At 69.7% G+C, this 22,418-nt stretch carries 21 protein-coding genes; 16 read left to right on the top strand and 5 right to left on the bottom strand.

What is annotated here, in order from left to right; all coding sequences use genetic code 11:
* Positions 1-10 precede the first annotated feature (10 nt).
* Together AB0K18_RS44625 and AB0K18_RS44620 are read left to right on the top strand one after the other, a co-directional pair.
* Positions 11-679, top strand: coding sequence for a ribonuclease HII (locus AB0K18_RS44625; RefSeq protein ID WP_355422642.1), 669 nt, complete (start codon positions 11-13; stop codon positions 677-679).
* Positions 680-718: 39 nt separating this feature from the next.
* The gene (locus AB0K18_RS44620; RefSeq protein WP_026215037.1) at positions 719-1,042 is read left to right on the top strand and encodes a DUF2469 domain-containing protein; all 324 of its coding nucleotides are present in this window, start codon (positions 719-721) and stop codon (positions 1,040-1,042) included.
* A 9-nt stretch (positions 1,043-1,051) separates the two neighbouring features.
* Here AB0K18_RS44620 and AB0K18_RS44615 read toward each other — a convergent pair whose 3' ends face one another.
* Positions 1,052-1,705: a response regulator transcription factor gene (locus tag AB0K18_RS44615; protein ID WP_364383020.1), complete on the bottom strand. Its 654-nt coding sequence runs from the start codon at positions 1,703-1,705 to the stop codon at positions 1,052-1,054.
* Between the two features lie 202 nt (positions 1,706-1,907).
* On the bottom strand, positions 1,908-3,035 hold the full coding sequence (locus AB0K18_RS44610; protein ID WP_364927441.1) for a histidine kinase: 1,128 nt from the start codon (positions 3,033-3,035) through the stop codon (positions 1,908-1,910).
* A 214-nt stretch (positions 3,036-3,249) separates the two neighbouring features.
* Here AB0K18_RS44610 and AB0K18_RS44605 point away from each other — a divergent pair, with 214 nt between their 5' ends.
* The 7 genes from AB0K18_RS44605 (at position 3,250) to AB0K18_RS44575 (ending at position 11,006) form a co-directional block, all read left to right on the top strand.
* On the top strand, positions 3,250-3,624 hold the full coding sequence (locus tag AB0K18_RS44605) for a DUF6069 family protein (RefSeq protein ID WP_364927439.1): 375 nt from the start codon (positions 3,250-3,252) through the stop codon (positions 3,622-3,624).
* Between the two features lie 83 nt (positions 3,625-3,707).
* Positions 3,708-4,589, top strand: a complete 882-nt coding sequence (locus AB0K18_RS44600; protein ID WP_364927436.1) for an ABC transporter ATP-binding protein — start codon at positions 3,708-3,710, stop codon at positions 4,587-4,589.
* Positions 4,582-5,322: an ABC transporter permease gene (locus tag AB0K18_RS44595; protein ID WP_364927433.1), complete on the top strand. Its 741-nt coding sequence runs from the start codon at positions 4,582-4,584 to the stop codon at positions 5,320-5,322. Before AB0K18_RS44600 ends, AB0K18_RS44595 begins: the two co-directional genes overlap by 8 nt.
* Positions 5,323-5,553: 231 nt before the next feature.
* A complete protein-coding gene (locus AB0K18_RS44590; protein ID WP_364927431.1) occupies positions 5,554-5,913 on the top strand; it encodes a YraN family protein in 360 nt (119 codons plus the stop codon).
* On the top strand, positions 5,914-7,464 hold the full coding sequence (locus AB0K18_RS44585) for a YifB family Mg chelatase-like AAA ATPase (RefSeq protein WP_364927430.1): 1,551 nt from the start codon (positions 5,914-5,916) through the stop codon (positions 7,462-7,464).
* A 564-nt stretch (positions 7,465-8,028) separates the two neighbouring features.
* Positions 8,029-9,261: a DNA-processing protein DprA gene (dprA, locus tag AB0K18_RS44580; protein WP_364927428.1), complete on the top strand. Its 1,233-nt coding sequence runs from the start codon at positions 8,029-8,031 to the stop codon at positions 9,259-9,261.
* Positions 9,262-10,118: 857 nt separating this feature from the next.
* On the top strand, positions 10,119-11,006 hold the full coding sequence (locus AB0K18_RS44575) for a tyrosine recombinase XerC (protein ID WP_364927424.1): 888 nt from the start codon (positions 10,119-10,121) through the stop codon (positions 11,004-11,006).
* A gap of 5 nt (positions 11,007-11,011) precedes the next feature.
* Here AB0K18_RS44575 and AB0K18_RS44570 read toward each other — a convergent pair whose 3' ends face one another.
* The gene (locus AB0K18_RS44570) at positions 11,012-12,013 is read right to left on the bottom strand and encodes a M23 family metallopeptidase (protein ID WP_364927461.1); all 1,002 of its coding nucleotides are present in this window, start codon (positions 12,011-12,013) and stop codon (positions 11,012-11,014) included.
* 396 nt (positions 12,014-12,409) lie between these two features.
* Positions 12,410-13,732, bottom strand: coding sequence for an MFS transporter (locus tag AB0K18_RS44565; protein ID WP_364927421.1), 1,323 nt, complete (start codon positions 13,730-13,732; stop codon positions 12,410-12,412).
* Between the two features lie 71 nt (positions 13,733-13,803).
* Here AB0K18_RS44565 and AB0K18_RS44560 point away from each other — a divergent pair, with 71 nt between their 5' ends.
* The 6 genes from AB0K18_RS44560 to AB0K18_RS44535 all read left to right on the top strand — a co-directional run bounded on the left by AB0K18_RS44560 (position 13,804) and on the right by AB0K18_RS44535 (position 20,165).
* Positions 13,804-14,460: a helix-turn-helix domain-containing protein gene (locus tag AB0K18_RS44560; RefSeq protein ID WP_364927418.1), complete on the top strand. Its 657-nt coding sequence runs from the start codon at positions 13,804-13,806 to the stop codon at positions 14,458-14,460.
* 644 nt (positions 14,461-15,104) lie between these two features.
* Positions 15,105-16,046, top strand: coding sequence for a 30S ribosomal protein S2 (rpsB, locus tag AB0K18_RS44555; protein WP_364927415.1), 942 nt, complete (start codon positions 15,105-15,107; stop codon positions 16,044-16,046).
* 894 nt (positions 16,047-16,940) lie between these two features.
* The gene (tsf, locus tag AB0K18_RS44550; protein ID WP_364927412.1) at positions 16,941-17,774 is read left to right on the top strand and encodes a translation elongation factor Ts; all 834 of its coding nucleotides are present in this window, start codon (positions 16,941-16,943) and stop codon (positions 17,772-17,774) included.
* 145 nt (positions 17,775-17,919) lie between these two features.
* Positions 17,920-18,618 (top strand): UMP kinase, encoded by a 699-nt coding sequence (gene pyrH / locus AB0K18_RS44545; RefSeq protein ID WP_355422849.1) that lies wholly within the window; start codon positions 17,920-17,922, stop codon positions 18,616-18,618.
* Between the two features lie 43 nt (positions 18,619-18,661).
* The gene (frr, locus tag AB0K18_RS44540) at positions 18,662-19,219 is read left to right on the top strand and encodes a ribosome recycling factor (protein WP_355422681.1); all 558 of its coding nucleotides are present in this window, start codon (positions 18,662-18,664) and stop codon (positions 19,217-19,219) included.
* Between the two features lie 106 nt (positions 19,220-19,325).
* A complete protein-coding gene (locus AB0K18_RS44535) occupies positions 19,326-20,165 on the top strand; it encodes a phosphatidate cytidylyltransferase (RefSeq protein WP_364927409.1) in 840 nt (279 codons plus the stop codon).
* On the opposite strand, the gene AB0K18_RS44530 is transcribed toward AB0K18_RS44535, so the two are convergent.
* On the bottom strand, positions 20,162-21,190 hold the full coding sequence (locus tag AB0K18_RS44530; RefSeq protein WP_364927407.1) for a suppressor of fused domain protein: 1,029 nt from the start codon (positions 21,188-21,190) through the stop codon (positions 20,162-20,164). The genes AB0K18_RS44535 and AB0K18_RS44530 overlap by 4 nt on opposite strands.
* A 119-nt stretch (positions 21,191-21,309) precedes the next feature.
* Here AB0K18_RS44530 and rlmN point away from each other — a divergent pair, with 119 nt between their 5' ends.
* The gene (gene rlmN, locus AB0K18_RS44525; RefSeq protein WP_364927405.1) at positions 21,310-22,410 is read left to right on the top strand and encodes a 23S rRNA (adenine(2503)-C(2))-methyltransferase RlmN; all 1,101 of its coding nucleotides are present in this window, start codon (positions 21,310-21,312) and stop codon (positions 22,408-22,410) included.
* The last annotated feature ends 8 nt before the right edge of the window (positions 22,411-22,418 follow it).

Genomic DNA, 22,418 nt, shown 5'->3' with positions numbered 1-22,418 from the left:
TGCCTGTGTCATGACAGTTGCGTTCCGCCCTCGACCGAGCGTCGTCCGGCGTGATTCCGGACTCTACGCCTATGAGCGTGCGCTCGCCCGCCGCGGCCTCACCCCCATCGCGGGCGTCGACGAGGCCGGCCGTGGCGCGTGCGCGGGCCCGCTGGTGGTCGCCGCCGTCATCCTGCGCAAGCCGGTCGCGGGGCTCGGCGACTCGAAGCTGCTGAGCCCGCCGGTGCGCGAACGCCTCTACGACCAGATCATGCGCGTCGCCCACGTAGGCGTAGTGATCATCCCGCCAGGGGAGATCGACGCCAAAGGTCTGCACAAGTGCAACGTTTCAGGAATGCGGCGAGCTGTCGCACAGTTGCCCTGTGACCCGGAGTACATCCTGACGGACGGTTTCCCGGTTCCCGGGCTGCCGGCGCCGTCACTGGCCGTGTGGAAGGGGGACCAGGTGGCCGCGTGCGTGGCGGCCGCGTCGATCGTGGCCAAGGTGACCCGAGACCGCCTGATGGTCGCGCTCGACGAGCGCTACCCGCATTACGGCTTCGCCGAGCACAAGGGGTACGTCACACCGGGACATCGGCTGGCGCTGGAAACGCACGGCCCGTGTCCCGATCACCGTTACTCCTTCGTCACGGTGGCGAGGGGGATGGGTGAGAATGAAATGGGGGCCGGGGTTGCCTGAGCAGGCACACCGGGGGACCGGTACGACAGGAGGACCGCGATGAGCGCAGAGGATCTCGAAAAGTACGAAACCGAGATGGAGCTGCAGCTTTACCGCGAATACCGGGATGTCGTCGGTTTGTTCACATACGTGGTGGAGACTGAGCGGCGGTTCTATCTGACCAACTCGGTCGATCTCGACGTCCGTACCGCGGAGAACGGCGACGTCTTCTTCGACGTGAAGATGCAGGACGCCTGGGTGTGGGACATGTATCGGCCGGCGCGGTTCGTGAAGAACGTGCGCGTGGTGACGTTCAAGGACGTCAACGTCGAAGAGCTCGCCAAGGCGGACCTGGAGATGCCCAAGGAGGGGTTCTCGGGGTAGCCCGCCGCCTCACGTGAGGCCGGCGTCGTGGGCGAGGAGGGCGATCTGGGTGCGGTTGTCCAGGTCGAGCTTGGTCAGGATGCTGGAGACGTGGGCCTTGACGGTTGTGACGCCCATCGCCAGATCGGTGGCGATGTCGGCGTTCGTACGGCCCTGGGCGATCGCCAGCGCGACCTCGTGCTCGCGGGGCGTCAGCACGGCCAGCGCGGCCCTGGCCCGCTCGTAGGCGCCCGCCTGGGCGACCGTACGTTCCATCAGGCGCCTGGTGATGCGCGGTGACAGGATCGGATCACCCGCCGCCACCCGGGTGATCGCCTCCACGATCCGCGGCGGTGAGGTGTCCTTGAGCAGGAAGCCCGCGGCGCCCGCACGAAGGGCGTGCAGGACGTTCTCGTCGGTGTCGAACGTGGTCAGCACGATCACCTCCGGCGGCCGCGTCCGCGCTCGCAGGCGGCGGGTGGCGGTGATGCCGTCGACGCGGGGCATGCGCAGGTCCATCAGGACGACGTCGGGGGCGTGGGCGTCGGTGGCGGTGATCGCCTCCTGGCCGTCGGCCGCCTCGGCCACGACCGTGATGCCGGCGGCGCCGTCGAGCATCATGGACAGGCCCGCCCGGACCAGGGCGTCGTCATCGACCAGGAGCACGCGGATCATCCGGGCCATGCTAGCGGGGGCCGCCGCTCGGGCCCAGGGGGCACCGTGGGACGAACCGCCTCTGACACGGGGAGCGACACATGCCCCGCTCGGAACGTCACCCGGGCGCGGGTGGCCCCAGCCCTGGACACCGCCTGGGCGTCAGTCCCTGTGCGGCACACGTTGCGAACGCAACGCTTCTCGCGTCGTGGACCGAACGCACACGACCCGGCTATGACGTCGGCCAAGGTAGCCGGGCTGTGAGGTGGAACTCGCCGTCCTTCTTGCCGTGGTCCAGTTGCCCGCCGTCCAGGCGTACTCGCTCGGTCAGCCCCACCAGGCCGAGGCCGCTGCCCGTCGCCGTGGGGGTCGTGCCCGCCGGAGGCAGCGGGTTGCTGATCTCGATGCGCAGACCGTCGCCGGGTCCGCCCTGGAGGTGGATCTCGACCGGCAGGCCGGGGGCGTGTTTGCGGGCGTTGGTGAGGGCCTCCTGGATCACCCGGTAGGCGATCTTGTCCACCGGGGGCGGCGGGGGGCCGGTCACCTTGTCGTGTAGCCGTACCGGCTGGCCCGCCCCCTGCGCCTCCGCGATCAGGGTGGGCACGTCGGCCAGGCCGGGAGGCGGCTCCAGCTCGTCACGTTCGCCGTCCTGCTCATGCAGCAGGCTGATCACGCTGCGCAGCTCCTCCAGCGCCTGGTGCACGCCCGCCCGCACCACCCCCGCCGCCCTCGCGAGCTGCTCGGGGGAGGAGTCGGGGCGGTACTCCAGCGCGCCCGCGTGCGTGGCCACGAGGGACAGGCGGTGCGCCAGTACGTCGTGCATCTCCCTGGCCAGCAGCCGGCGCTCGGCCGCCCGCGCCTCGGCCACCCGCCTGCCCTGCTCCGCCTCGGCGCGCTGGGCGCGTTCGTGCAGGGAGATGAGCAGGGCGCGGCGCGAACGGGCCCACGCGCCCCAGCCGAGCAGCGCGCCGTACGAGGCGCAGATCAGCAGCAACCACCAGGACAGCGAGATGCCCGAATTGGGCCGCCACCAGCCCTGGACCAGGTGAGCCGCCATGCCAGCGGCCGCCACCCCCGCCGCCACCGGGAACCGCCGGCGCTGCGCCACCTGCAACGCGCCCATCGTCGCCGCCGGCGTCGCCACCGGGGACAGCGTCGCCAGCACGGTCGCGGCGAGCGCGCCGTGCACCGGCCACCACAGCTGGGCCACCGCCGCCGCCAGGCTCGCCACCGCGATCGCCACGTCCGTGCCCCAGGTGGGCCCGCCCTCCAGGCTCCACAACGTCACGCCGGTCAGCGCGCCGATCGCCAGGAGGACGACGGCGACGGCGAGGGAGAACCGGAGTCGGAACGCGCTCATCGGGCCAGGCTAGCCCGCGGCCCTTCCCGGCCATCACCTACCAAAGTCGGAGGCCCGGGCCACTGGGGGAGGAGACGCCGCGGCCTCCCGCCCGATGTGGCGGGCTGGAGGTCTGGGTCATCGTTGGCTGCAGCTTCACCGGGACGTCCGGTCGGCTCGGTCGCGGGCCGGTGGAGCTCATCCCCATCAAGCCCCAAAAAGGACAGGTGACGTCATGAACAAGTCCCTTCGCAGGCTGCTCACCGTCGGCGGCGCCGCTGTGGCCGCACTGGTCGTGTGGGCGGTGGCGGTGCCCCTGGCAGGGGTCGCGCTGACCGTGCAGATGGGCGGCGGCCTGCAGGAGGTCGGGCCCGTGTCCGTGGTCGTGGCGAGCCTGGTGATCGGGCTGGCGGGGTGGGCGCTGCTGGCCGTGCTGGAGCGGGTCACGTCCAGGCCGGGCCGCGTCTGGACGGTCGTCGCGCCGGCCGTCCTCGTCCTGTCCCTGCTCGGGCCGCTCGGCCGTGCGGTCGGTGGCGCCGCGATGTCGGTGCTGGTCGTGATGCATCTGGTCGTCGGCGGTGTCCTCGTGGGCGGGCTGGCGCGGCGATGAGCCGGCCCATGCCGGGCAGAGCGCCGTGGTCGCTCGTCCGTCCTCTGAAGCGTCGTGTTCCCCGTATGTACCAGGAGATCCTCATGACAGTCCTCGCCCAGGCGATCGACGTCACCCGCCGTTACGGCGAGGTGCGCGCGCTCGACCGCGTCTCCCTGGACATCCGGGCGGGCGAGCTGGTCGGGCTGCTCGGCCCGAACGGCGCCGGCAAATCCACCCTCATCCACCTTTTCACCGGCCTGCGCCGGCCGACGTCGGGCACGGTCACGTTGTTCAGCGGCTCGCCGGGCGATCCTCTTGTACGGCGCGGCATCGGCGTGACGCCCCAGGAGACCGGACTGCCCGAATCGTTGCGCGTCGGGGAGATCGTCTCCTTCGTCGCCGCGCACTTCCCCGACAGCGTCGGCACGACCGAGCTGCTCGGCCGGTTCGGGCTGGACGACCTGGCCAAGCGGCAGGTCGGCGGGCTGTCCGGCGGGCAGCGGCGGCGGCTGGGGGTGGCGCTGGCGTTCGTGGGGAGGCCGCGGCTGGTGTTCCTGGACGAGCCCACGACCGGGCTGGACGTCGAGGGCCGGCGGGCGCTCTGGGACGGCATCAGGGCGTTCCACGAGGACGGCGGCACCGTCCTGCTCACCAGCCACTACCTGGAGGAGATCGAGGCGCTGGCCGAGCGGGTCGTGGTCGTCGGCGAGGGGCGCGTGCTGGCCGACGACACGATGCGGGCCGTGCGCGGCATGGTCGGTACGTGGCGCGTCTCGCTCACCACCGACCACCTGCCCGCCTTGCCCGGCGTGCTCGCCGCGGAACGCGTGAATGGTCGTTTCGAGCTGGTCGTCAGTGACGCCGATCGGCTGGTGGTGGAGCTGGTGCGGAGTGGGGTGGCGTTCTCCGGGCTGGAGATCAGGCCGGCCACGCTCGAAGAGGCCTTTCTCGCCCTCACCTCCAAGGAGACCGCCGATGCCTAGCCTGGTGCTCGCGCACACCCGTTTCCTGCTCATCGAGCAGATCAGGACCCCGGTCGGGCTGCTGGCGGCCGCGTTCTTCCCGGCCGTCGCGATGGTGGCGTTCGTGGTGCCGTACACGGGTCAGGACCCGGCGGCGGCGACCACGGCGACGAGTTCGCTGATGTTGTTCGGGGCCATGTCGTCCGCGCTGACCGGGCTCGGCACCGCGGTCTCGCAGGATCGGGAGCAGCCGTGGAACCCCTACCTGCGCAGCTTGCCCGCCGGGCCGCTGCCGCGGTTCGCGGGGCGCATCCTGTCGACGCTGGCGGTGATGCTGATCTCGGTGGTGCCCGTAGTGGTGATGGGGGCGCTGTTCACGGCGGCGACGATCACGCCGGGCAGGCTGCTGCTGGGGGTGGGCGCGCTGGTGGTGAGTGTCGTGCCGTTCATGATGATGGGGTTGTTCGTCGGGTTCGTGCTGGTGTTCAAGGCGGCGATGGCGGTGTCGCAGCTGCTGTTCTTCCCGATGGCGATTCTCGGCGGGTTGTTGCTGCCGCCGCAGATTCTGCCGGGGTTCGTGCAGGTCATCTCGCCGTACGTGCCCACCAGGGGCGCGGCCGAGCTGATCTGGTGCGCGGTGGCCGGTGTCCGGCCGGGGGTGGTGCCGCTGGTCATGCTGGGTGTGTGGACGGTGGGCATGGGGGTCGCGGCCGTGTGGGCGTACCGGCGGGACGAGGGCCGGCGCTTCTCCTGACCACACCCACGGCCGGAACACTCGTCGACGGCCGGCGCCTGGTCACTCATCCACAGTCGTCACTACTGCCGGCCGCTTGCCCACGGTGGTCGCTGTCACTGGTCGCTCATCCACAGGCTGTTCTCTAACCGACCGCCTATCCACAGAATCCCGTTCGGCCGATTCCGGTCCGCCTGCATCCGCGAAAGTCATGCCGCACCCCGCATCCACCGACAGGACGGAGTTCGGCAGATGGCCACCGAGAGCAAGCAGGAGCTGGGCAAACGAGGCGAGCAACTGGCGGCGGCCTACCTCGAGTCCGAGGGCATGCGCGTGCTCGAACGCAACTGGCGCTGCCGCCACGGCGAGATCGACATCATCGCCGAAGACGGCCGCACCCTGGTCGTCGCCGAGGTCAAGACCAGATCGAGCAGGTCACACGGCTCGGCGCTGGAGTCGGTGAGCCGGGTCAAGCTGGACAGGCTGCGGATGCTGGCGGCCCAGTGGTTGTCCGGTCAGCCCCGTACGTACGAGTCGGTGCGCGTGGACGTGGTCGCCCTCGAACGGTTCGCGGGTGACTTCTCCCTGCGGCACGTACGGGGGGCGATTTAGATGGCCGTGGCCCGTACGCGGAGTGTGGCTCTGGTGGGGGTCGCGGGCCGCACGGTCGAGGTGGAGGCCGATGTGGGCAACGGCCTGGCCGGCATCCACCTCATCGGCCTGCCCGACACCGCGCTGAGCGAGGCTCGCGACCGGGTCAGATCGGCCATGGTCAACAGCCACTACCCCTGGCCCGACGCACGCATCATCGTCAGCCTCTTCCCGGCCAGCCTGCCCAAGCGCGGATCGCAGTTCGACCTGGCCATCGCCGTGGCCATACTCGGAGCGGCCGGCGTGGTCCCCGCCGAGCGCATCGCGGAGCCGTTCTTCCTGGGGGAGCTGGGGCTCGACGGGCGCATCAGAGGCGTACGCGGCGTGCTCCCCTCCGTCCTGGGGGCGGCCAGGCATGGCGACGTCACGGTCGTGGTTCCGGCGGCGAACGCGGCGGAGGCCGTCCTCGTACCTGATGTGAAGGTCATCCCGGTCGGCGACCTGCGTCAGCTCGTGGAGTGGCTGCGCAAGGGGGACGAGCCGCCCAGCCCGGTGATCGAGGAGCAGCAAGAGCCGGAATCCGCCGAGCCGCCCCAGACCACCGGCGCCCCCGACGTGGACCTGGCCGACGTCGTGGGCCAGCCGGTCGCGCGCCGGGCCCTGGAGGTGTGCGCGGCGGGCGGCCACAACCTGTGGATGCTCGGCCCGCCCGGCACGGGCAAGACCATGCTCGCCGAACGCCTCCCGACCCTCCTGCCCGACCTGGTGCTCGACCATGCTCTGGAGGTCACCGCCATCCACTCGGTGGCGGGCACCCTGCCGCCCAACGCGCCCATGCTGTGCCACCCGCCCTTCGTCAGCCCGCACCACACGGCCACGGCGGCCGCGATCATCGGAGGGGGCAGCACGACCGTACGTCCCGGGGCCGTCTCGCTCGCGCACCGAGGCGTGCTGTTCCTCGATGAGGCGCCCGAGTTCCAGCGCAGCGTGCTCGACGCCCTGCGGCAGCCTCTGGAGTCGGGGCGGGTGACGGTGTCGCGGTCGGTGGGCTCGGTGACGTTCCCCGCCAGGTTCATGCTCATCCTGGCCGCCAACCCGTGCCCGTGCGCGCAGGCCGAGGACCAGAACGACACCTGCCGATGTTCACCGACGGTCAAACGCCGCTACATCGGCAGGCTCTCGGGCCCGCTGCTCGACCGGATCGACATGAAGGTCACGGTCGCCCGGTCGTCGCGCCGGGAGCTCCTGGCCGATCGGCAGTTCGTGGAGGACAGCAAGACGGTGGCGGAGCGCGTACTCGCTGCCCGCGAACGCGCCGCAGCCCGCCTGGCCGGCACCCGGTGGCGCTCCAACGCCGAGATCCCGTCCGCCGTCCTGCACGCCGACTTCCGCCCATCGGCCGAGGCCATGCGCCCCATGACGGCCTGCCTCGACAGCGGCACCCTGACCGCCCGCGGCTTGGACCGCGTGGTCCGGGTCGCCTGGACCCTCGCCGATCTGGCCGCGAAAGACGTTCCCGGCGAGGACGAGACCAACACCGCGCTGGGCTTCTGGCTCGGCACCCACTCCTGACCCGCCCCGATCCCTGCCTGAAGGAGCGACCCCATGCCCCTTACCCCCACGTACCGACGGCCCCTGCGCGGCACCACCCCACCGACGGCCCCCTTCCCACAGGTGACGGAGACCCCCAGCATCGAACGACTGGGCACCCCTCTCCCAACGATGAACGTCACTCCACTCGTCTCGGGCGCCCCCGCACCCGCTTCCAGCGAGGCACCCTTCACACCTTCGTATCCGTCGAACCGGAACGTACGGGACGCGTTCTTCACCCTCGGCCCGTGGGACCCCGACCCGTCCTCACCCCCACCCCTCGCCAGCCGGACACCGACACCCATCACCGAACGTCCGAGCGAGGCGCCACCACCCGCTGCTGAGGCCCAGACCGTTACCGAAAGCGCAGCCCGGATGGCACCCGACACCGCATCGAGGACGGACACTTTCGCCGAGCCGGGCGGGACGGGGACAGAGGCCAGGACAGGCGCCGGAGCCGGGCCGGAGAGCGGACCTAGGACGGGCGCCGGATCCGGACCGAGGACTGGCGGGGGTCTGAGTGAGGCGGAGGCCAGGGCGGCACTGATGCGAGCCAGCGACGTAGGCGACGTGATCATGGGCCGTCTCGTCGCCGCGTACGGAGCCTCACAAGCCGTCAAGGCGATCCGTTCCCGCACTCTGCCGCCGGAGTTCGTGGCCCAGGAAGCCCAGCAGGAACGTCCACCGGACCTGACCGCCCGCCTCCACACCTGGTACGCCCGCCTCGCAGCCGCCAACCCGGCAGCCGACCTGGCGGCGGGCACCGGATCCGGCGCCCGCCTGATCATCCCCGGCGACCCGGAATGGCCCACCCAACTGGACCAGCTTGGCCCGAGCCGTCCCCTGGCCCTGTGGGTGCACGGCGACGCGGACCTGCGCTTCTCCTGTCTCAAATCCGTCTCCATCGTGGGAGCCAGAGCCGCCACCCCGTACGGCTCGCACACGGCGGCCGAGTTCGGCGTGGGACTCGGAGAGTCGGGCTGGACCGTCGTGTCCGGCGGAGCCTTCGGCGTCGACGGAGCCGCTCACCGAGGAGCCCTGGCGGCGGGCGCACCGACGGTCGCGGTCCTGGCCTGCGGCGTGGACGTCTGCTATCCCAGCAACCACGAGACGCTGTTCGCCGCCATCAAGGAACAGGGCGTCGTGATCAGCGAATGCCCACCGGGCGTCCACCCGACCAGGGCGCGCTTCCTCATCAGGAACCGCCTGATAGCAGCCCTGTCGAGAGGAACGGTGGTGGTCGAGGCCGCCATCCGCAGCGGCGCACTCAACACGGCCACCCACGCCCTGTCACTCAACCGGCACCTAGGAGCGGTCCCGGGCCCGATCACCTCGTCCATGTCCGTGGGCTGCCACAAGCTCCTCCGCGAACGCAAGGCCGTCTGCATCACCTCACCCGAGGACATGATCGACCTGGTCGGCGTGATGGGCGACGACCTCGCCCCGCACGTACGCGCCCCCGCCGTCCCGAGAGACCGGCTCAACGAACCCACGAAGAAGGTCCTGGACGCCGTCCCCGCTCGCGGCGGCGCCGGCCCGGCCTCGATCGCAGTGGCGGCCGGCGTGACCTTGGACGCGGCGCTGAGCGCCTTGGGCGGCTTGGCAGCGGCCGGCTACATCGAACGAACCCCACGCGGCTGGCGCCTCCGCAAACAAACCACCTCGTACCGCAAGGCCCCCGACACCCTCGCCCTCCAACCCCCGCCAACCCCCGAACCCGACCCCACAGAACTCCCCCCACCTCCAGACGATCTCCTGCACGTGGGCTACGAAGGGTGACGAATCTCGAGCAGTATGAGCAGACCACGATGTAACGGAAGGCGGCCGACTCCTCACATCCAAGACGAGGGCGGGGCGGAGAAGGCTCGGAGCTGCCCTTTTGCGACGTAGGTGAGGCATGTCCGTGAGGAGGGCAGGAAAGTGGCGACGAAGTAGGGGTCACTCACGGTGAAACGCCCTCGCGGCGTGGATCTGGGCCTCACAATGAATGCGCGGCCATCGTTTCCCTCTCCTACGGGTCTCGACCATAGCTCGTAATGGATCAAACGATGGCCGTCACCACTCCTCCGCCCTCCATGCTCAGGTGCGTTGCGACAAGCACCAGAAACCGAGCGCCCGTCAGGGGTTCAAAATTCGGCCGTCGTCTACGTTCTGCGGCCCCCGTTCTGCGGCCCGTCGGCCAGCGCCCCGTTGACCGCGGCGAAGTAACAAGAGGCGTATGCCACCGTGGCGGCCGAGGGCGGGCCGTCGCTACAAACTGCGGCCCTCCTCATGAGCGTGCTCGCCCGCGTTGCCCGTGGGCCTTCCTGGGCTGGCGTGCTCGCCCGCGTTGCACGTGAGCCTTCCTGCCTAACTTGCTCGCAGGCATTTCGCGGGCCGTGCTCGCACCACTTGCTTGCACGCCTCTCGCAGGCCCTGCTCGCGGGCTCACCTCACCCGGCTTGCTCGCAGGCTTTCGTCACCCGGCTTGCTCGTGGGCTCCCCTTGCGGGGCATGCTTGCGGCTCTCATCGCGTGTTCTCTCCGGCGTCGGATCGATGGTTGGCGGTCCTCTGCAGCGGGGGTTTCCTGGTGCTAATAGCGGGTGGGTTGCGTGTTGGGGTTGGTGGCGGGCGGGGCTTGGGGGAGATTTGAGGGATGGGTGTGGATAGGGAAGAGGTTGTGGCGGAGTTCGGGCGGTATTTGCGGTTGGAGCGGGATCTTTCGCCTCATACCGTTCGGGCTTATCTGGGGGACGTCACCTCGTTGCTCGATCATCTCGGCGGGCGGATTGAGGCGCTGGAGATCGGGCTGTTGAGGGAGTGGCTGGCCGGGCAGCATGCGGAGGGGAAATCGCGGGCCACGTTGGCGCGGCGCACCGCCTGTGCCCGTACGTTCACCGCCTACTGCCATCGGCGAGGGTGGCTGGCGAATGATCCCGGGCTGTTGCTGGGCAGTGCCAAGGCGGGGCGGGAGCTGCCTGCGGTGCTTGATCAGCGGCAGGCCGAGGCTGTGCTGGGGGTGGCGTCCGCTGGGGAGCCCAAGGAGCTGCGCGATCAGGCGATGCTTGAGCTGCTGTACGCCACCGGGGTGCGGGTGAGCGAGCTGTGCGCGCTCGACGTCGATGACGTGGATCGGGAGCGGAACGTCATCCGAGTGCTGGGCAAGGGGCGTAAGGAGCGGGTGGTGCCGTTCGGGGCGCCGGCGTTGCGGGCGTTGGATCGGTGGTGCATCCACGGGCGGCCGCTGTGGGTGCGGGAAAGGACGGGGCCGGCGCTCTTCCTGGGAGTGCGGGGCGGTCGTATCGATGCGGGGACCGTACGGCGGGTGGTGCATGCGAGGTTGGCCCAGGTTGAAGGGGCGCCGGACATGGGACCGCATGGGTTGCGGCACAGCGCGGCCACTCACCTGCTCGAAGGGGGTGCGGATCTGCGTAGCGTTCAGGAGCTGCTGGGGCATGCGTCGTTGAACACCACGCAGATTTATACGCATGTGTCGATCGAGCGGTTGCGGGCGGCTTATCGGCAGGCGCATCCGAGGGCTTGATCTGGTCAACGGCTCTGGTGGCCAGGGGTTCTGCCTCTTCGACCTCGGGTTCGGTCATGGCGGCTCTTCCGATGTTGGCCTCTGGTCGGAGTGTGGCGGCGTGGGCGGGATCGGTTGGCCCCGCGTCTGCGGCACCGGAGGGTGATGAGGAGGAGGGTCGCCAGGAGGGCTGCGATGGCGAGGGCAGCGGGGTGCGGGGACGAGGCGGCTCGTATGAGGGTGGGGATCGGTTCCGGGTTGGGCGTGGTGATCTGTGGGTTGCTGGGCCAGCGTTTCGCGGATGTCGTGGTGAAAGTGTTCTGACCGGCGGCATCAGGCCAGGTGCCGGCAGTGGTGTCGGTCGCAGTTCTGGCGGTGGTGTTGGCCGGAGCTTCGGCCGTGGGGTCCGCCGGGGTCTTGGCAATGGGGTCGGCTGGGGTCTTGATGGTGAGGTTCGTCGGGGTTTTGGTGGTGAGGTTCGTGGGGGTCTTGGTTGTGGGGTTCGTCGGGGTTTTGGTTGTGGTGGCGGGCCAGGCGTCGGCTGCTCTGCTGGCCGGTGTGTTGGCTCCCAAGGTTGTGGTGGGGGCTTGCTGGGTGGTGGTCGGGATGCTGGTGGCGAGCGGTGAGCGGTTGTTCTCCGTGGTTTCGCCGGTGGCTCGGATGGGGCTGCGGTCGGGGGCGTCCCAGAAGGGGAGGAGGCGGGTCGGGGCGTGGCCTAGGAGGTGGAGGGGGTTGAGGTATTGGGCGTCGCGGATGAGACCCCAATGGAGGCAGGACTCTGGGCAGTGCGGTTTCGAGTGGGCTGTTATGACGCCTATCTCGGTGCCTGGGGTTACCGGGTGGCCGCGGGGCAAGGAGGGGGTTACGGGGAGGTACGTGGTGCGCAGGCCGTTGGGGTGGTCGATGGCGACCACGCCTTTGCCTGCTATCGGGCCTGCGAAGCGGATGGTGCCTGGGCCGGCTGCCAGGACCGGGGTGGCGACCGGGGCGGCCAGGTCGATGCCGCGGTGGCCGGCCAGCCAGGGCATGGGTGGTGGGGCGAAGCGGCGGATTATGCGGGGGTGGCCGTTCAAGGGCCAGCGCCAGGTGGGAGCCGGGGGAGAGGCTCTGGCCGGGGTCGCTGAGGTGGGGAGGAGGGCGGATGTCGTGATGAGGGCGGCTAGGAGGGCGGTCTTGCCGAGGGCTGTCAGGAAGTGAGGGCTTCTTGAGGGAGCTCCTTGAGTGCAGGTGGGGTGGTTCAGGGGTGTGGTCTCGGTGGGTTTGAGGGTGGGGGGTTCGACGTTCATGCGCGGGAGTTTGGCGGGTGGGGTGGGGGCCGCGGAGTGGCGAACGTCGTTCTGTGGAGAAGCAGGGGTCGGCGGGGCCGGGCTGTGGATGGGGGTCCTGGACGTGGGCCGGGTTGAGGTGATCGGTGGGTGGCTTGGTCAGGTGGAGTGGCGTTTCGCGGTCATGTAGGTCGCTGTTGTGGTGGGCATCTGTGGGGGTGCTGGGCGGGTAGGACGGGGGCGTTTGGGGTGGATGGGGGAGAGCCAGATCCAGAACGTGCTCAGGGCTATGCCGCCTGCGCAGATGATGATCACCGGGCGCAGGCCGATCAGTTCCGCCAAGAAACCGCCTGCCAGGCCGCCCAGCGCCAGTACGCCCTGGATGGCGAAGGTCATCGTGGCGTTCACCCGGCCTCGCAGTTCCGGGCTCGTTTCCCGCAGGACGATGGCGCCCATGCAGGTGGCGAAGGCGACCACGATGGCGCCGGCGACCGTACCGGCTAGGGCGAGCATGAGGAGCTTCCACCACAGCGGGCCGGTCAGCAGGCCCACGGTGAGGATCTCGGCGGGGAAGAAGATCACGGACAGGAGGAGTACGCGATTCTCGCCGTACTTCTTCGACAGGCGGGCGGTCAGCCAGGCGCCCAGGAGGCCGCCGGCGCCGCCCAAGGCGATGAGCACGCCGATCAGCCCCTTGGGGATGCCCAGCGTGTTGACCATGTAGAGCATGTAGAGGGCCGTGTACGCCATGGCGAAGAAGTTGATCGTGACGCCGGCGAACAGCAGCGCGCGCAGCACCGGGTGCGTGACGCTCGCCTTCAGGCCCTCCACGATGTCGCGCCACATGCCCTTGGAGACGGCGGGGGTGTTCCGCTCCGGCTTACGGATGGCGCGCAGCAGCAGGGCCGAGGTCAGGAAGGACAGCGCCTCTGCCAGTACGGCCAGCGGCGCCGTCAGGACCTGCACCAGGAGACCGGCCAGGCCGGGACCGGCCACCGAGGCCACCGAGTACGTCGTCTGGAGGCCCGCCATGGCCTCCGTTCGCTGCTCGGGGCCTGTTATCGCGGCGATGTGCGGGAAGTTGGCCGCCTTGAAGAGCACGCCCGCCGTACCGATGACCAATGCCACGACGATCAGCCACGTCACGTTCAGGATGCCGAGCAGCCACGCCAGGGGGACGGTGGCGGCCGCAGCGCAGGACGTCAGCTCGCACGCGATCATCAGCGGCCTGTGACGGGTGAGGCGGTCGGCGATCGCTCCCGACTGGAGGCCGAACAGCAGCACCGGTACGGACGCCGCCGCCGTCAGCATCCCCATCTGCGCCGGGGACGCCGTCAGCAGCGCCACGGCCGTCAATGGGATGGCCAGCTTGGAGACCTCGGAGCCGGTGATCGAGATCGTCCGGGCCGACCACAGCAGGCGGTAGTCGCCCTGTTTGTGCAGGGGCCGAGGGTCGGCGGAACTCTGAAAGGAACGCTTCATAGATGTGAAGATAATCCTTCATAGTTGTGAAGGCAACCTTTCATATCTCGGGGAGTGGGTACCTTTGGCTCATGACAGGGGAGATTCCGGCGCTCAGCGACCCCAAGGCGATGCGGGCGCTGGCACATCCGGCGAGACTGGCGATCCTGCAGCGACTCGGTTCACACGGCAGCGCCACTGCCACCGAGGTGGCCGAAGGCGCGGGGATCACCCCCAGCGCCGCCAGTTACCACCTGCGCATGCTCGCCAAGTACGGCTTCGTCGAGGACGCGCCCCCTCGCGGCGACGGCAGGGAACGCCTGTGGAAGTCCGCGGAACGGAAATTCTCCGTCGGCATCGAGCCCGAGGATCAGCCCGAGGTGCGGGCCGCCAAGCAGATGCTGATCGAGGCGTTCCGGCGCGCGGCCAACGAGGAGGCGGAGCGGGCGCTGCAGACGATCGAGCGCGAGCCGGATGAGTGGCGGGACGCGATCACGTTCGGCCGGCATCGCATCAGGGTCGATGCGCGGGAGCTGGCGGGGCTCAACCGGGAGATCGAGAAGCTCATCGAGCCGTACCTGGTGCGCAACCGGACTGCGGAGGCCGCGCCCGAAGGGGCCAGGGTGTCCGAGGTGCAGGTCAACCTGTTCCCGACGCCGCCCAGGACGACGCCGGGGTTGCCGACCGAGGACCACGGGTTCCCGGGAGTGCGGCGCGAGGGGGATATTTCGGATATGTCCGAGGAGTGAAAGGTCTCGCGGTCGAAGGTTGTGGGTGGTGTAGCGGTGCTGTAGGCCCGATGATGCCGTGGGTCTGGTGGCGCTGGTGGTCTGGTGGTTCTCAAGGTTCTCAAGGTTTCCACGGTTCTCACAGTGCTGGTGGTGCTGGTGCTGGAGGTGCTGCTGGTGCGAGTGGTGCGGGATGCTCGGGTGGTGCTGGCGTTTCGGTGGGGTGGGCGGTCTCGGGGTGCGGGGGCCTCCTAGCGCCGGGCGTTCTGGGCGGGTGGGCTGAGAGTGGCGAGGGGAAGTGAGGGGGTTCGGGTGTCGGCGTGGAACGTGCTGGGTGTTGGCAGTGCGTGTCGGGGTGGTCGGTTTGTGGGTTGTTCGGTTTCGGGGCGGGTTTTTGGGTGGGGATCGGGATGTAGGTGGGCCGGGGATATGTGGTGGGGGTTTGACCGGGGGCGGTCAGGCCGGCGCGGCGTGGGAGGTAGACTTTCCGGTGGCCTGTCACCGCAGGCCGACTTCGCATGCCCCATTGCGGACCGCTTCATCGGTCCGGGCCAGGTGCCCGGCTGGAGCGGGTTCGGGGCATCAGGGCGGCAGACGACGCGCTGCCGCGGCACAACCGAAAACCGCGCCCATCCGCAGGGCGCCCAGACCTGGAGGACCAGCACATGGCCCCCGTCGTCACCATGCGACAGCTGCTCGAGAGCGGCGTTCACTTCGGCCACCAGACTCGGCGCTGGAACCCGAAGATGAAGCGCTTCATCTTCACCGAGCGCAACGGCATTTACATCATCGACCTTCAGAAGTCGCTGTCGTACATCGACCGCGCCTACGACTTCGTGAAGGAGACCGTCGCCCACGGCGGCACGATCCTGTTCATCGGCACCAAGAAGCAGGCTCAGGAGGCCATCTCCGAGCAGGCCGCGCGGGTCGGCATGCCGTACGTCAACCAGCGCTGGCTGGGTGGCATGCTCACCAACTTCTCCACCGTGCACAAGAGGCTGCAGCGTCTGAAGGAGCTCGAGGAGCTCGACTTCGACAACGTCGCCGCCTCGGGGCTCACCAAGAAGGAGCTCCTGATGCGCCGCCGCGAGAAGGACAAGCTGGAGCGTACGCTCGGCGGCATCCGTGACATGGGCCGTGTGCCCAGCGCCGTGTGGGTCGTCGACACCAAGAAGGAGCACATCGCGATCAGCGAGGCCAAGAAGCTTGGCATCCCTGTCGTCGCGATCCTCGACACCAACTGCGACCCCGACGAGGTCGACTACCCGATCCCGGGCAACGACGACGCCATCCGCGCCGTCGGCCTGCTGACCAGGGTCGTCGCCGACGGTGTCGCGGCCGGTCTGATGGCTCGCTCCGGCGCCGCCCGCGGTGACGAGAAGCCGGCCGCCGCCGAGCCGCTGGCCGAGTGGGAGCGCGAGCTCATCGAGCAGGGCACGGAGAAGGCCGCCGGTGAGGCCGCCGCTCCCGAGGCCGCTCCCGAGGCCGCTCCTGAGGCCGCTCCTGAGGCCGCCGCCGAGACCGAGGCTCCGGCCGCCGCTGCCGAGGCTCCGGCCGAGGCCGCCGCTCCGGCCGCCGAGGGCGAGACCGAGCAGCAGCAGGGCTGATGCCTTGACCCCGGGGTGACCTCCGAGGGTCTGCCCCGGACCGGTCCTTCCGTGTTCTGATGGAAGGGATCGGTTCGGTGACGGGTTCTCGGTGGTCGTCCGCCAGGGGCGGTCGCTGCCGCTCGGACTGCGCCGCGTACCGGCCGAGGCTGGTTCGGCTCTGGACGGTCCGCGAAGGCTCGGAGGCTCGTGGCGGTGCCAAGAGGTGCCGAGAGGTGCCGCTGTGGCGGCTGAGCACCGTACGCGGCCGCCGGGGTTCCGGCAGCCGGGCAAGGTGTACGTCTCGGTCCGGCAAACGGCCGGGCTGGGACGGCACGCCGGAGCGGTGCACCCGCACCGGGTGGGCTACTCCAGGGCTCGGGACCCTGCCGATCGGGACGGGAGCTGGGCGGTCCGCGGCCAAGGCTGAGGCTGGTAGTTCGGTCCGCGGCCGAGGCTGGTGGTCCGGTTCAAGGGTCGAGGCTCCGGGGTTTTGGGCCGAGGGCTGGTGCTGGGGGCTTGGGACTGGTGGCGGTAAGGCGGTAGGCCGAGGCGAGGCTGGGCAGTATGCCGGGCGAGGCAGCGGCGACGCCGACCGAAGGTCCTGGCCCGGTGCGAGCCGGGTGCGAGGCCCTTGGTCCCAGGGGTCCGAGTACACGGTGCGAGGTCCAGGGCCGAGGTATCGGTCCGAGGCCACGGGCAACGGCTCCGGGCAACGGCTCCGGGCAAAGGCTCCGGGCAGCGGTTTCGGGCGACGGCTCAGGCCAGTGGCTTCGGGCGGTGGCTCGGTGCAAGGCACGACAGAAGGCTCACAGTACGGCATGCGCCCGCCGTACGAACCAGGGCGGAAGGCCGCAGACCGGCCCCCGCCCCGACCATGATGACGACGACGAAATCCCACAAGGAAAAAGAGCAATGGCTTCCGTGAACATGGCCGACGTCAAGCGGCTTCGCGAGATCACCGCTGCCGGCATGATGGACTGCAAGAAGGCGCTCGAGGAGGCCGAGGGCGACTTCGACCGCGCCATCGAGCTGCTGCGCCTCAAGGGTGCCAAGGACGTGGGCAAGCGCGAGGCCCGCACCGCGTCCAACGGCCTCGTGGCCCTCAAGCAGGACGGCGACTCCGCCGCCGCGCTGCTCGAGCTCAACTGCGAGACCGACTTCGTGGCCAAGGGCGAGCGCTTCCAGGAGCTCGCGGGCCAGGTCGTGGCCCACGTGCTGGAGGCCCGGCCGGCCGACGTGACGGCGCTGCTGGAGTCGTCCTTCGACGGCAAGACCGTCAAGGAGCACCTCGACACGGCCAACGCCGCGCTGGGCGAGAAGATCGAGATCCGCCGCTTCGAGGTGCTCGAGGGCGGCTACATCGGCTCCTACATGCACAAGACCGACCCGGCCCTGCCGCCGGCGGTGGGCGTGCTGGTCCAGCTCGACAAGCCGAACGCCGAGGTCGCCAAGGACATCGCGCAGCACGCTGCGGCGATGGCGCCGACGTACCTCAAGGCCGACTCCGTGCCCGCCGAGGTCGTCGAGAAGGAGCGCAAGCTCTTCGAGGAGATGACCCGCGAGGAGGGCAAGCCGGAGGCCGCCATCGGCAAGATCGTCGAGGGTCGCGTGAACGGCTGGTACAAGGACTTCACGCTGCTCCAGCAGGCCTTCGTGAAGGACAACAAGAAGAGCGTGGGCAAGTACGCCGAGGAGAACGGCGTCGAGGTCCTGGGCTTTGTCCGTTTCAAGGTCGGTCAGGCTTAGGCTTAGGCAAGCCGCGAGCTCAACGATCCACCGAATGAAGGAGGCCGCCGCCGTGCAGGACCACCGGGAGTCAGCCCACGAATCCACACGGACGGCGGCTTCCTCATCTCAACAACCGCAGAGCCCGCTGAGGTGGAAGCGGGTGATGCTGAAGCTGTCAGGAGAGGCGTTCGCCGGCAGCGAGCCGCTGGGCATCGACCCTGTCGTGGTCGATCATCTGGCCGACTCGATCGCCGAGGCGGTCAAGGAGGGCGTCCAGGTCTCGGTCGTGGTCGGCGGCGGCAACATGTTCCGCGGCGCCACCCTGTCGCAGGGCGGCATCGACCGGGCCAGGGCCGACTACATGGGCATGCTCGGCACCGTGATCAACTGCCTGGCCCTGCAGGACTTCCTCGAACGGCGGGGCGTGGAGACACGCGTGCAGACCGCCATCACCATGCAGCAGGTGGCCGAGCCGTTCCTGCCGCGCCGGGCGATCAGGCACCTCGAGAAGGGGCGCGTGGTCATCTTCGGCGCGGGGCTGGGCTCGCCGTACTTCTCGACCGACACCGCGGCGTCCCAGCGGGCCCTGGAGATCGGCGCCGAGGCGCTGCTCAAGGGCACGCAGGTCGACGGGATCTACGACTCCGATCCCCGCAAGAACCCCGACGCGGTCCGGTTCGACCACCTCGACTACGGCGAGGTGCTGCTGCGTGACCTCGCGGTCATGGACGCCACCGCGATCAGCCTGTGCAAGGACAACGATCTGCCGATCGTGGTCTTCGACCTGATGGGCGAGGGCAACATCCTGCGAGCGGTACGCGGTGAGAAAATCGGCACGCTGGTGAGTCCCGCAGGCAAATGACGGAGCGAGCCCGACACCGCCAGCTAGAAGACAGGGAGCCGCTGTGATCGACGAAACCCTCCTCGAAGCCGAGGAAAAAATGGACAAGGCCGTATCGGTGGCGAAGGAGGACTTCGCCTCCATCCGTACGGGCCGCGTCACCCCCTCGATGTTCAACAAGATCAACGCCGAGTACTACGGCACGCCGACGCCGATCCAGCAGTTGGCGTCCTTCCACGTGCCCGAGGCTCGCATGGTCCTCATCCAGCCCTATGACAAGAGCTCGATGGGCGCGATCGAGAAGGCCATCCGCGACTCCGACCTCGGCGTCAACCCCACGGACGACGGCCAGGTGATCCGCGTGACGTTCCCCGAGCTGTCGGAGGAGCGCCGCAAGGAGTACATCAAGGTCGCCAGGAGCAAGGGCGAGCACGCCAAGGTGTCGGTGCGCAACATCCGCCGCTCCGCCAAAGAGGTCCTCGACAAGATGATCAAGGACGGCGAGGCGGGCGAGGATGAGGTCAGGCGGGCCGAGAAGGAGCTCGACGACCTCACCCAGAAGCACGTCGCCAAGATCGACGAGCTGCTCAAGCACAAGGAAGCCGAGCTGCTCGAGGTCTGAGCGGCGCGCCGCACGGCGGGCCGCGTCCTGCGGGCCGTCTCACGTAGCGGGTCTGCACTGCGGCCCTCGCCGCCGATGGCGGGGGCCGTGGCATATGGAGAAGTCTGTGGAAGAACGTACGGCTGGCACCAGCTCGAGCGGCGGCAGCCGTACCGGAAGGAACCTGCCGGCCGCGATCGCGGTCGGGGTGGTGCTGGGCGCGCTGGTGCTCGGGACCATCTACACGGTCAAGGAGCTGTTCCTCCTGGTCGTGGTGGGCTGCGTGGGCGTCGGTGTGGTCGAGCTGACCAGGGCGTTCGCCACCCGTGACATCGCGGTGCCCGTTCCGCCGGTGCTGGTGGGGCTGGCGGCGATGCAGGCCGGCGCCTACTGGGGCGGGCCGCTGTGGATGCTGGCGGCGTTCGCGGGGTTCGCGTTCGTGCTGCTGATCTGGCGGATGTTCAGCGCCGGCACCGACGGTTACGTACGCGACGCGTCGGCGTCGGTGTTCACGTTGTTCTACCCGGCGATGCTGAGCGCGTTCGTGGCGTTGCTGCTCAAGCCCGACGACGGCAGCCACCGGGTGCTGATCTTCATCGCGGTGACGGTGGCGAGCGACATCGGCGGCTACATCGCCGGCGTGCTGTTCGGACGCCACCAGCTCACGGCGATCAGCCCCAAGAAGACCTGGGAGGGGCTGGCGGGCTCGCTGGTGGCCTGCATCGCGGTCGGGGGCTGGCTGGTGACCTGGCTGCTGGGCGGCGAGCTGTGGCAGGGTGCGCTGATCGGGGCGCTGGGCGCGCTGCTCGCGACCGTGGGCGACCTGATCGAGTCGATGATCAAGCGGGATCTCGGCATCAAGGACCTGGGGACGATCCTGCCGGGGCACGGCGGGCTGATGGACCGGCTCGACTCGCTGGTGACGACGCTGGTGCCGGTCTGGCTGCTGATGACGATCTTCTTCTAGCCCGAGTGCTGGTGGCTCTGCATCGCCTGGACGGTGATGGGGGAGAGCCAGAGCCAGCGGACGGCCTCGCCGCCGAACGCGAATCCTGACATGTCGGGCATGTGGGGTGGGTTGGCCTGCATGAGCACCCCCGAGTACTGCGGACCCAGCGGGAACGTCGCCGGCTCGTGATACCACTTGGCCGTGTGGCCGTGGCCCAGCCAGGTCACCGAGTGCCACGGATATTGACACAACCACACCAGCAGCAGCGCCGCGTCGCGCGGGTCGTCGCGGGTGGCGACGGCCAGTTCGACCCTGGCGTACGCGCCGGGCCGGTCGATCCACTGCTCGACCGTCGGCATGCGCTGGCAGCTCATCCCCACCGTCGACAGCACGGTGAAGCCCCGCTCGCCGTGCGGCGGCCGCTCGGTGATGCCGACGGTCGGCAGCCGCTCGCCGCTGGCGTCCCAATAGCGGCCCGCCGGGCCCAGCACCCCGTCGAGGTGGCCCATCACGAACTGCTGGAACGACGGCCACGACCCCTCGCTGTGCCGCCAGCGCCAGTAGGATCTGGCGTTCGAGATACGGGGCCGCAGCCCTTCGAGCGCCTCCGACAGCGCCCAGGCGAACGGCGACTCGCCCACCGCGTCGCGCGCGTACCCCGGCATGCCGCGGCTCATGTCGGCCCAGCCGGGGATGACCGCGAGCAGCTCCTCGTCCTCATAGAGCGCCACGCCGTCGCCCTCCTCGAACCACAGCGGGCTCAGCTGCCCCAGCGGGCGGCGGCCGTCGGGGTGGAGCGTGTTGGGTCGCGGCATGAGCGGCGGGCGTCCTGTGTTGATGCGGGCCAGGTCGACGACCAGCGGCGCGGGACGATGGTTGGCCAGCCACACGGCCCCGTGGACCGTGCCGTCGGGCGAGCACAGGTAAGCTACCGAGGAGTCCTCGTCCCGCTCGACGACGAGCGTCCGGCTCCCGTACGGGTTGCCGGCGGCGAGCACGACCTCGGCGCCACCCTCGCCAGATGCCGACCGAAAAATCGCCATACGAGATGACTGTAGATCGGCCGGAGACCAGGACGCGAGCCTCACAGTGACCAGGAATTCCACCTCCGATCCGAACGTTCACTACCCTGGTCGCAAACCCCTCAAGCAAAGGCAGCACAGTGTCCCAGCCTCCTGGTCAGCTCACCTTCGTCGCACCGCGACGGGCCAAGCCCGCCCGGCATCTGGCCGACCTGTCGATGGCCGACCGGCGGGCGGCGGTCACCGAGCTGGGCGAGAAGGCGTTCCGCGCCGACCAGCTCTCGCGCCACTACTTCGAGCGCCTCACCACCGACGTGCAGGCGATGACCGACCTGCCCGCGGCGGCGAGAGACAAGCTGGCCACGCTGCTGCCCGACCTGCTGACGCCGGTCAGAGAGCTGACCACCGACGGCGGCACCACGCGTAAGACGCTGTGGAAGCTGTTCGACGGCGCGCTGGTGGAGTCGGTGCTCATGCGCTATCCCGACCGGGTCACCATGTGCGTGTCGTCGCAGGCCGGTTGCGGCATGAACTGCCCGTTCTGCGCCACCGGTCAGGCCGGCCTGACCAGGAACATGTCGACCGCCGAGATCGTCGAGCAGGTCGTCGCGGGGGCGAGGGCACTGGCCGGGGGCGAGGTGCCCGGCGGGCCCGGGCGGGTCAGCAACGTCGTGTTCATGGGCATGGGCGAGCCGCTGGCCAACTACAAGCAGGTCATCGGGGCGGTGCGGCGGCTGGTCGAGCTCGCGCCGCACGGGCTCGGCATCTCCGCGCGCGGCGTCACGGTCTCCACCGTCGGGCTGGTGCCGGCCATCGGCAAGCTCGCCGACGAGGGGTTGCCGGTCACGCTGGCGCTGTCGCTGCACGCGCCCGACGACGAGCTGCGCGACACGCTGGTGCCGATCAACACGCGGTGGAAGGTCGCCGAGGTGCTCGACGCCGCGTGGGCGTACGCGGCGCGGACCAAGCGGCGGGTCTCCATCGAGTACGCCCTGATCAAGGACGTCAACGACCAGGAGTGGCGGGCCGACCTGCTCGGCAAGCTGGTCAAGAACAAGCTGGTGCACGTCAACCTGATCCCGCTCAACCCGACCCCCGGCTCCAAGTGGACGGCCTCCCGGCCGGAGGACGAGCGGGCGTTCGTGCGGCGGCTGGAGTTCCACGGCGTGCCGGTCACCGTCCGCGACACGCGCGGCCGCGAGATCGACGGCGCCTGCGGCCAGCTCGCCGCCGCCGAATAAAACCCGCC

Origin of the sequence: Nonomuraea sp. NPDC049421 (assembly GCF_040677005.1) — a bacterium.
In the GTDB taxonomy this organism is placed as follows: domain Bacteria; phylum Actinomycetota; class Actinomycetes; order Streptosporangiales; family Streptosporangiaceae; genus Nonomuraea; species Nonomuraea salmonea.
Note: the sequence above shows the minus strand (reverse complement) of the source record. Positions and strands in the feature narration are given on the sequence as shown.

Bases quoted from the DNA above. Each gene is read 5' to 3' on its own strand.
- AB0K18_RS44625 (WP_355422642.1), top strand. From the start codon at position 11: ATGACAGTTGCGTTCCGCCCTCGACCGAGCGTCGTCCGGCGTGATTCC.
- AB0K18_RS44620 (WP_026215037.1), top strand. From the start codon at position 719: ATGAGCGCAGAGGATCTCGAAAAGTACGAAACCGAGATGGAGCTGCAG.
- AB0K18_RS44615 (WP_364383020.1), bottom strand. From the start codon at position 1,705: ATGGCCCGGATGATCCGCGTGCTCCTGGTCGATGACGACGCCCTGGTC.
- AB0K18_RS44610 (WP_364927441.1), bottom strand. From the start codon at position 3,035: ATGAGCGCGTTCCGACTCCGGTTCTCCCTCGCCGTCGCCGTCGTCCTC.
- AB0K18_RS44605 (WP_364927439.1), top strand. From the start codon at position 3,250: ATGAACAAGTCCCTTCGCAGGCTGCTCACCGTCGGCGGCGCCGCTGTG.
- AB0K18_RS44600 (WP_364927436.1), top strand. From the start codon at position 3,708: ATGACAGTCCTCGCCCAGGCGATCGACGTCACCCGCCGTTACGGCGAG.
- AB0K18_RS44595 (WP_364927433.1), top strand. From the start codon at position 4,582: ATGCCTAGCCTGGTGCTCGCGCACACCCGTTTCCTGCTCATCGAGCAG.
- AB0K18_RS44590 (WP_364927431.1), top strand. From the start codon at position 5,554: ATGGCCACCGAGAGCAAGCAGGAGCTGGGCAAACGAGGCGAGCAACTG.
- AB0K18_RS44585 (WP_364927430.1), top strand. From the start codon at position 5,914: ATGGCCGTGGCCCGTACGCGGAGTGTGGCTCTGGTGGGGGTCGCGGGC.
- dprA (WP_364927428.1), top strand. From the start codon at position 8,029: ATGCGAGCCAGCGACGTAGGCGACGTGATCATGGGCCGTCTCGTCGCC.
- AB0K18_RS44575 (WP_364927424.1), top strand. From the start codon at position 10,119: ATGGGTGTGGATAGGGAAGAGGTTGTGGCGGAGTTCGGGCGGTATTTG.
- AB0K18_RS44570 (WP_364927461.1), bottom strand. From the start codon at position 12,013: ATGCCCTGGCTGGCCGGCCACCGCGGCATCGACCTGGCCGCCCCGGTC.
- AB0K18_RS44565 (WP_364927421.1), bottom strand. From the start codon at position 13,732: ATGAAGCGTTCCTTTCAGAGTTCCGCCGACCCTCGGCCCCTGCACAAA.
- AB0K18_RS44560 (WP_364927418.1), top strand. From the start codon at position 13,804: ATGACAGGGGAGATTCCGGCGCTCAGCGACCCCAAGGCGATGCGGGCG.
- rpsB (WP_364927415.1), top strand. From the start codon at position 15,105: ATGGCCCCCGTCGTCACCATGCGACAGCTGCTCGAGAGCGGCGTTCAC.
- tsf (WP_364927412.1), top strand. From the start codon at position 16,941: ATGGCTTCCGTGAACATGGCCGACGTCAAGCGGCTTCGCGAGATCACC.
- pyrH (WP_355422849.1), top strand. From the start codon at position 17,920: ATGCTGAAGCTGTCAGGAGAGGCGTTCGCCGGCAGCGAGCCGCTGGGC.
- AB0K18_RS44530 (WP_364927407.1), bottom strand. From the start codon at position 21,190: ATGGCGATTTTTCGGTCGGCATCTGGCGAGGGTGGCGCCGAGGTCGTG.